Source organism: Candidatus Aminicenantes bacterium (assembly GCA_011049425.1).
GTDB lineage: Bacteria > Acidobacteriota > Aminicenantia > UBA2199 > UBA2199 > UBA876.
In genome coordinates, this window is record DSBM01000094.1 from 1 (window position 1) to 8,791 (window position 8,791).

At 56.0% G+C, this 8,791-nt stretch carries 5 protein-coding genes; 1 reads left to right on the forward strand and 4 read right to left on the reverse strand.

Annotation, left to right across the window (positions count from 1 at the left end; genetic code table 11):
• Positions 1-286: 286 nt before the first annotated feature.
• Positions 287-1,315: a hypothetical protein gene (locus ENN40_06140; GenBank protein ID HDP94923.1), complete on the reverse strand. Its 1,029-nt coding sequence runs from the start codon at positions 1,313-1,315 to the stop codon at positions 287-289.
• Between the two features lie 240 nt (positions 1,316-1,555).
• On the opposite strand from ENN40_06140, the gene ENN40_06145 reads away from it, so the two are divergent.
• A complete protein-coding gene (locus ENN40_06145) occupies positions 1,556-3,691 on the forward strand; it encodes a S46 family peptidase (protein ID HDP94924.1) in 2,136 nt (711 codons plus the stop codon).
• Between the two features lie 167 nt (positions 3,692-3,858).
• On the opposite strand, the gene metG is transcribed toward ENN40_06145, so the two are convergent.
• From metG to lpxB, 3 genes are all read right to left on the reverse strand, one after another.
• Positions 3,859-5,790: a methionine--tRNA ligase gene (gene metG, locus ENN40_06150; protein HDP94925.1), complete on the reverse strand. Its 1,932-nt coding sequence runs from the start codon at positions 5,788-5,790 to the stop codon at positions 3,859-3,861.
• A 69-nt stretch (positions 5,791-5,859) separates the two neighbouring features.
• Positions 5,860-7,719: a molecular chaperone DnaK gene (dnaK, locus tag ENN40_06155; GenBank protein ID HDP94926.1), complete on the reverse strand. Its 1,860-nt coding sequence runs from the start codon at positions 7,717-7,719 to the stop codon at positions 5,860-5,862.
• A 37-nt stretch (positions 7,720-7,756) separates the two neighbouring features.
• Positions 7,757-8,791, reverse strand: a 1,035-nt coding sequence (gene lpxB, locus ENN40_06160) for a lipid-A-disaccharide synthase (protein ID HDP94927.1), incomplete at its 5' end; no start/stop codon positions are given.

The window sequence follows — 8,791 nt, forward strand, 5'->3', positions numbered from 1 at the left end:
CTGCAGGAGAGTACCCTCGCGGGCATAAATACCCAGAGGGCACAAGTCACCGCTCACCACTTCGGCCAAGACCCATTGAGGTCTTCGTCGTCTAGCCCCCATTTCTCACATTGATCTGCTGCAATAACGGATCCGGCCGCATCGACTGCGTTAAGCTCCCTCATTCCCCTCAGCCATAGCGCTGCTATGCCCTCAAAGAATTCCTGTCGCATGCCTTGTCACTGTAACCATCTACGCCATTTCGCGACAATCCCTGCTCGAAATGCAGGCTTGAGGAGAGGCCCCATTACCGGATCGGGGTGATGTGGAGTTCCCATTCCTCGTCGTCGTTTTCATTCAATTGCAAAAGCCGGTTGTCGCGGACGGCGAAGGGCGCGGGACGCAGGGCGTTTAGGTAGGCTACGGGCAGCCACAGCGTACGTTCCACTTTTCCTTCGCTGTTCATGACCAGGATCTCGTTGCGATTTTCCCGGCGCTGCCAGGTCATGACGTACATTTTGCCCTGCGCGGCGAAAACGGCCATGATGGCCGGGTATTGGTCGTGGAAACGGATGGGCTTGAGCAGGTCGAATTGCTCTCGGGTGCTTTTATCGGTTTTCAGGTAATTCAGGATGGTTTCCCGGTCGGCCCGGGTCATGTCGCGGCGAGGGATATCCAGCCGGATTGTTTCCGCCGCATCGCCCTCCAGATCAAAAGTATGGATCAGCGGTTCCGGGGAATGGGCCACCCACAGCCGGTCACCCAACACCGAGTAAGTAAAGGATGAGGACAGGATGTCGATGCCCTGTCCCGGTGCCTGGAATTCGTCTTTCTGCTTGACCAGGTTTTTCAGTTTTTTCAACTCCCGGTCGTACAGGTCAATGGTGCGCAGACGGGTCTGGTCCTCGAATGCCAGTCCCCAGCACGCCAGGTTTTCGCCGAATGGCTGGGCCATGATGATAAACCCGGCCTGGGTGCGTTGTTCCCGCAGGAACTTGCCGGACTTGGAGAAAAACGACACTTTTCCGAAGCTGTTTACCATCAACTCATCCCCTTCCACGTTCAGGATCAGGGGCAGGCCCGGGAGTACGCGAAATTCCTGCGGGCCTTCACCGGCTTTGCCGAATACCGCCACCTGTTCAAGGGTATCGCGGTTAAAGATGCGGACCTTGGGTCCCTCGGTGATGTAAACCTGCTTGTCGTCCAGATTGATGCTGTCCGGGCTCAACAATTCCGGAATTACCCGGCTCTCCGTATCCGTGCCGGGCAGGGCCCGACCCGCGGTCAACAGGAAAAAGAGCAACAAAACACTCAACGTCTTTACCAGGATTTTCATATATTTCCCCCTAGCGGAATTCCCATATAGTTCAATACGTGAAACCGGGCGGTGAGGTTTCACAGGTTTGGCGGATTCGACCAAAGAGGGTTCAAACGCTGGCCGCAGGCGGTACCGGATATGAGGGCATCATCCAGAACGATCCGGGGATTGCCTCCGGGGAAAACTTCGCCGGGCGTTATTGCGTATTGCATTGTGTGAGACCACTCATGGTCTTGCGCCATATCTTGGGAGAGTGACATGAAAAAAGTACTTTTATTGCTGCTGATGGTAACATGCATCGGCATTTCCCTCCACGCCGAGGAAGGCATGTGGCTGCTCGATCAGTTGCATCAGCTCGAACTGGAAAAGAAAGGCTTTGAAATCAGCGCCGGTGACATCTATACACCGGATAAGCCCAGCCTGGTCAACTGCCTGGTGCTGGGATTCGGCGGTACATCGGAGATCGTTTCCGCCAACGGCCTGGTGCTGACCAATCACCACGTGGCGTTCGGCGCCGTGCAGCGGGCTTCCACCAAGGGAGTGGACCTGATCACCAACGGTTTCCTGGCCAATGATCTTTCCGAAGAGATCGAAGCGCCCGGATACTCGGCGGAAGTATTCCAGTACATGAAAGACGTGACGGACCGGTTCCTGCGTTACGACCGCATCCGGGACCTGGTCAAACGGGACAAGCAGATCCGGCGACGCATGAAGCAGATAAAGGAAGCCGTCGAGAAAGGCAAGCCCGATATCACGGCCCGTGTCGCCTCCATGTACAACGGCAAAAAGTACTACCTCTTTGTGCATAAGCGCTATGACGATGTGCGCGTGGTGTATGTGCCCCCCAAGGCCATCGGCAACTACGGGGGTGACATAGACAACTGGATGTGGCCGCGACATACGGGAGATTTTTCCTTTATGCGCATCTACATGGCGCCCGACGGCTCCGGCCGCAAGTTCCACAAGGACAATGTGCCGCTGAAGACGGACAACTGGATCCGCCTTTCGAGGTCCCACCTGAAGGATGGGGACCAGACCTTTATCCTCGGTTATCCGGGATCCACCACCCGCTACCGCACCTCTTATTCGGTGGACGAGAACCTGAATCACAATTATCCCGACCGTATCAAGTTGTTCCAGGAAGTCATCAGCCTGCTGGAATCTTTTGAGAAAGACTCCATGATCGCCAAAATGAAAGTGGCGGGCATGATCAAGGGATTAAACAACGTGATGAAAAATTATCAGGGCAAAATCGAGGACATGAACCGCATCGATTTCCTGGCACAAAAAAGACAACAGGAAAAAGAGTTGAAGGCGTTTGTTGACGCCAATGAAAAGATGAAAGCCCGTTACGGCAATCTTCTGGAGAGGATCGGTGCCTTGTATGCCCAAAAGGCGGAAACACGGAGTTATGACGACGTGTTCATGCTCTCGCGCATGCTGGGGGGCACCATGATGGGGCTGGGAATCCAGATCTACAACCTGGCCGAAGAGCGGGCCAAACCCGAAAAAGAACGTGACCCCGCCTTTTCGGAAAAAGAGATCGCCCGCGCCGTCTCGCGCCTGCATTTCATGTTGATGGCCTACTACGAACCCTCGGACAAGGCCATGCTGACCCTGGCCCTGGAGAAAGCGGACGCCCTTCCCGAGGGGCGGCGGATAGCGGCATTGGAATCGATTCTCAATCAAGGCAAAGAAGCATTTGTTGAAAAGGCCTATAAAGACACAAAACTCAAGGACGTGGAGTTTGTCAAAACCCTGTTTGCCAAGGGCATGACCACTGCGAAGTTGAAAGCCCTCGACGATCCCTTTATCAACCTGGCGGCCGGACTGTATCCGGAATCAGAGGTGATGCGCAAAAAGAACGAGAAGTTTGACGCCGAGATCTCGGAACGGCGCAAGCAGTACATCGAGGCCCTCACCGCCTGGAAAGGGGGAATGCTGTACCCTGATGCCAACCGCACGCTGCGTTTCACTTACGGCAAGGTGGCCGGCTACAAGGCCAGGGACGCCGTGTATTACAAACCCTTCACCACCCTTACCGGGGTGATCGAGAAGCATACCGGAGAGGAGCCGTTTGACGCCCCCGAGGCGTTGCGCAAAGTCCATGCCGCCGGAGACTTCGGCCGCTGGATGGATCCCGACCTGGGTGACGTTCCCGTGGCCTTCGTGCATCGTTGCGATATCACCGGCGGAAACAGCGGCAGTCCCGTGCTCAACGCCCGTGGTGAAATGATCGGTATCGCGTTCGACGGCAACTGGGAAGCCATGAACGGCGATTGGCAGTATGACAACGAGAAGCAGCGCACCATTTCCGTTGACATCCGCTACGTGCTGTTCGTCACCGAAAAGATCGGCAAGGCGACCCACATCCTGAAGGAACTGGGTTTCTGAGTCGCATCAGATAGACACGTAGACACGCGACCTGGAGGCGGGGGAGCGGGTGACCGCGTCCCCGCCGCATCATATGTGCCGGCAAAGGGTTTTTCAGAATGAAGCCAAGCGGTTCATCGGGGTGCAATGTCTGCGAATGAGGCCCGCCAAAAAAAGCAAATCCCGACTCAACGCATGACCGATCCCACGGGAGTGTCCGCGGGGATTTCGGGGATATAGGGGCGGCCGTCCTTGTCGGTTGCGGCCAGGATCATGCCCCTGGACTCGATGCCGCGGATGGTGGCGGGTTGCAGGTTGGCCACGATGATGATCTTGCGCTCCACCAGTTCTTCGGGAGTGTAATACTGAGCGATTCCCGCCACCAGGGTGCGGGTATCGTCGCCTGTATCCACGCTGAGGCGGAGCAGCTTGTCGGTTTTTTCCACTTTTTCGGCCGTGACCACGCGGGCCACCACCATGCGCACTTTCTTGAATTCGTCAAAGCTGATCATGCCTTCCGGGGTTTGGGGTTTTTCATTCATCTGAGCCTCCTTGGGTGATTGGGGAGGTTGGGTTTCCCGCAGTTCTTCGGCAAAAAACTCCTTGGGATCCACCCGGGGGAAAAGCGGTTCCACATCCTGGACGCTAAAACTTTCGCCCGGGTCTTTCCAACCAAAATTTTCATCCGCGTGGTTGAAAAACTTTCTCACTCGAGCCGCACTATGGGGGATCACCGGTGCCAGCAGCGCGTTGGTCGACAGGATCGCCCGTACCAGGGTCTTGAGTACAGCCTCCAGCTTTGGGTAACAGGATCTGTCGCCGGCCATTTTCCAGGGCTCCGATTCCACGATATAGCGGTTCAAGCGGTTGACGTACTCCATGATCCGTTCCAGGCCGCGGTTGAATGCATAGGCATCAAAATGGGACCGGACTTCATTCTCCAGTTCCAGGTAGTCTTCACGCAGCTCTTCTTCCGCTGATGAGTAATCGGCTTGTCCGGGGAAACGGTTGCTGAAGTAGCGGCTGATCATGCCGCCGGTCCTGGAAATCAGGTTGGCCCAGTCATTGGTCAACTCGGTGTTGATCCGGGTAATGAATCCCTGGTGAGAGAAATTGGCGTCTGCGCCGATGGGTGCCTCGCGCATCAGGAAGTAGCGAATGGCGTCCGCGGGAAAGTGTTTGAGCAGGATATGGGGGTCCAGGACATTGTCCCGGGATTTTGACATCTTTTTTTCATCTTTCAACCACCAGCCGTGGATAAGTTCTCTGCGCGGCAGTTCGATGTCCGCGGCCATGAGGAAGGCGGGCCAGTAGACGGCATGAAAACGCAGGATATCTTTTGCCATCACGTGCAGATCCGCGGGCCAGAACCGCGCGAATTCAGCGGTGGATTCCGGGTAGCCCAGGGCGGTGATGTAGTTGGACAGGGCGTCGAACCACACGTAAATGGTCTGTTCCGCATCATCCGGCACCGGCACCCCCCACTTTACCGTGGAACGGGTGATGGAAAGATCCTTCAGGCCCATCTTGACGAATGAAACCACTTCGTTCATGCGGGATACGGGGCGAATGAAATCCGGATTTTCTCTGTAGAAATTCAACAGGCGCTCGCTGTAAGCGGAGAGGCGAAAGAAGTAGCAGCGTTCGGTAAGCAATTCGGTCTCTTTGCCGCAGTCCGGGCAGATCTTGTTGCCGGAAGGAGAGTCGGTCGCGGTTTCGGCGACATATCCTTCGCAGGAAACGCAGTATTGTCCGCGGTAATTGCCCGGGTAGATGTCGCCTTTTTCAAGCACCTTGCGGAACAGGTGTTGAACCCCTGCAACGTGATCCGCGTCGGTTGTGCGGATGAAGCGGTCGTAACGGATATCCAGTACCCGCCACAGATCCTTGAACCGCTCCACCACCCTGTCGGCCAGGACTTTGGGTGTGATGCCCTGGGCTTCGGCGCTTTTCTCGATTTTCTGGCCGTGTTCGTCGGTTCCGGTAAGGAAAAAGGTTTGATAACCTTCGGCCTGGCGGAAACGCGTTATTGCGTCCGCCATGATGGTGGTATAAGCGTGTCCGATGTGGGGAATGTCGTTGACGTAGTAAATGGGTGTCGTTACGTAGAAGGTACTCATGGGATCGGCCTCCAGCTTAAAAATGATTATAGCATAACCTCGGCCTGTATTGAAAAAGAGTGCCCGGGTTCAGTTTGCCGGGATCTTGAGAGGGCGGGTATCGCTGGAAAGAGGCTTCTGCGGAGCTGGCGCGCTTTCTTTATCCCGGTTCTGCTGGGACTTCAGTTGCTCGTTGACCTGCATGAGGTCGGCGTTGAGCGCTTCCATGGCGCCGGCGTCTTTTCCGCTGGAGATAACGCGGGCATGGGTGAGCAGTTCAACGGCGGTCTCTTTCAAATCTCCCGCTATGGGAGCGGTTTCCAGGTAGTGTTCCGCTGTGTAGATTTCGTTGAGCAGGCGGTTGCGGGCGCGAATGACCCCCAGGCGGCGATGATCCTCTTCGGCGTATTTTGCGGCATTTTCCCGCAGTTTTTCGATCTCCTCCTCGCTGAGCAGGCCGGAGTGGGATACCACCACCTGTTTCTGGTTGCGGGTGGATAAGTCCACGGCACTGACCATGAGGATGCCGTTGATGTCAATGTTGAATGTCACTTCAATACGGGGGACTCCTTTGGGGGCTTCGCGTATTCCCTTCAAAAGGAAGCGTCCCAGAAGCTTGTTTTCTTCGGCGATTTCCCTTTCGCCCTGGTAGATGTTGATTTCCACTTCGCGTTGGTTGTTTTCAGCGGTGGAAAACACCAGGTTGCGGTTACAGGGAATGGTGGTGTTGGCGTCGATGACCCGTGTAAACGCGCCTCCGAATGTCTTGACGCCCAGTGAAAGGGGGGTGACGTCCAGCAGAAGGATGTCGCGGCTTTCCCCGGAAATAATCGATCCCTGCAGGGCGGCTCCCATGGCCACGATTTCGTCGGGATTGATCTTACGGTTGGGGGGCATGCCGAAATATTCCTGGACTTTGGCCTGAACCATTGGGATTCGCGTGGATCCGCCCACCAACAGCACTTCCTGGATATCGTCCTTTTTTACCTGCGCCCGCTGCAGGCACACGCCACAGATCTGCAGGGTTTTTTCAACTTTGTCCGCGATCAGGTTCTCGAATTCCGATCGCGTGATGTACTTAAGGAAATGAACCGGACCGTCATTGGATTCGGCGATAAACGGCAGATTGATTTCAGTCGATTCCAGTGACGATAACTCTTTCTTGGCGTTTTCTGAAGCGTCGCGCAGTCGTTGCACCGCCAGCTTGTCCTCGGATAGATCCAGGTTGAACTGCTCATGGATTTCGTCCAGCAGCAGTTTGCACAACATGATATCGAAGTCATTCCCCCCCAGATTGGTGTTTCCCGCCGTGGCCATGACCTTGATGATCTCCTGCTCCACTTGCAGAATCGATATGTCGATGGTTCCGCCGCCAAAATCATAAACCAGCACGGAACGTTTTCCACCCAGGTCAAGGGAAAAAGAGAGGGCCGCGGCTGTGGGCTCGTTGATGATGCGTTTGACTTCCAGGCCGGCGATGCGGCCGGCATCCCGGGTGGCCTGGCGCTGGGAATCGTCGAAATAGGCGGGTACCGTAATGATGGCGCCGTCAACCGCCGCCCCCAGGTATTGCTCCGCGGACTCCTTCAACTTCTGCAGGATCATGGCGGAGATTTCTTCCGGGGAGAAGAGGTTGCCGTTGAGAGAGATCTTGAGGCTGTCTTCGGGTCCTTCCACGATGGCATAACTGAACTGGTAAAGATAGGGTGCCACTTCGGAATAGCGCTTGCCCATCAGGCGCTTGGCCGAGTGGACCGTGTTGGCCGGATTGATGATCAGCTGACTCTTGGCCGGTGTGCCCACCAACCGCTCTCCTTTGCGGGTGAAGGCCACTATGGAGGGGAGGATCCGGTCGCCTTCTTCCGATAGGACGATGGCCGGGGATTTCCCTTCCGTGTACGCCACTACGGAATTGGTAGTGCCGAGGTCAATTCCAATAATCCTTCCCATGACTTTATTTTTCGAATATCACAGTGACCTTCGAATGTCAATCGGCGTTGCACAGGTCTGACGCCATGCGGCCGGCAACGATGTCCGCGGCGTCACCGTCACGGGACAAAGAGCGGGTGACTCCAGCCAGACGGCGGCGCATGGCGGCGGCATGCGCCGGCTGGTCGAGAATCCCGCGCGCATGGATGGCCAGGTTTTCAGCGGTAAAATCATCCTGGATGAGTTCTGCGACCACATCATCATCGGCCAGGATGTTGACGATAGAATAGCGGTGGATTTTCAGCAGGAAGCGCAGTCGAAATGTCATGGACGAAACCCGGTACCCGGCCACGAAAGGCACGCCCAGCAGGGCGATTTCCAGGTTGGATGTACCGCAGGTGGTTAAAACCAGATCCGATGCATTGATCAAGTCAAAGCGTTCTCCTTGAGAGATTACCCGAATCTTCACTGTAGAACCGGACAAAAGCGACTGGATCTGCGTCTCGCTGATGTGGTCGGCCTGCAATAAAAAAACTTTCAGGTTGTGATCACAGGCCAACCTCTCTACCGCCTTGCGCATGGCGGGCAGCAGGCGGTCGACCTCGGATGGGCGTGATCCCGGAAGCAGCGTAACCATGTGGTCGTGGGGATCCACCCCGTGGCGACGGCGAAACCGATCTCTGGGAGTGCGTACCGACACCATGGAGAGTAATGGATGACCGGTATAGGTATGGCGGACGCCCGCGTCGCGAAAAATTTTTTTTTCGAAAGGAAATATAATGAAAAGATGATCGGTATACCGGCGCAGTTGCTGGACACGGCCGGGGCGCCAGGCCCAGACTGTGGGTGCGATGTAGTAGTAAACGGGGATACCGGCTTTTTTCAGGCGGCGGGCCAGTCTCAGGTTGAAGTCGGGGTAATCGATCAGCAGAGCGGCGGCGGCTTTGCGGTCAACCGCTTCGCGAACTAGCCGGCGCATGCGCCGGTGAAATCGTGCCAGTTGAGACAGGATCTCAAACACGCCCACGACCGCGTAATCGCGGTTGTGATGAATCAGCTCCACGCCCATTTTGCGGAACCGGTCTCCGCCCAC

Coding starts and splice junctions, on each gene's coding strand:
- ENN40_06140 (HDP94923.1), bottom strand. CDS start 1,315: ATGAAAATCCTGGTAAAGACGTTGAGTGTTTTGTTGCTCTTTTTCCTG.
- ENN40_06145 (HDP94924.1), top strand. CDS start 1,556: ATGAAAAAAGTACTTTTATTGCTGCTGATGGTAACATGCATCGGCATT.
- metG (HDP94925.1), bottom strand. CDS start 5,790: ATGAGTACCTTCTACGTAACGACACCCATTTACTACGTCAACGACATT.
- dnaK (HDP94926.1), bottom strand. CDS start 7,719: ATGGGAAGGATTATTGGAATTGACCTCGGCACTACCAATTCCGTAGTG.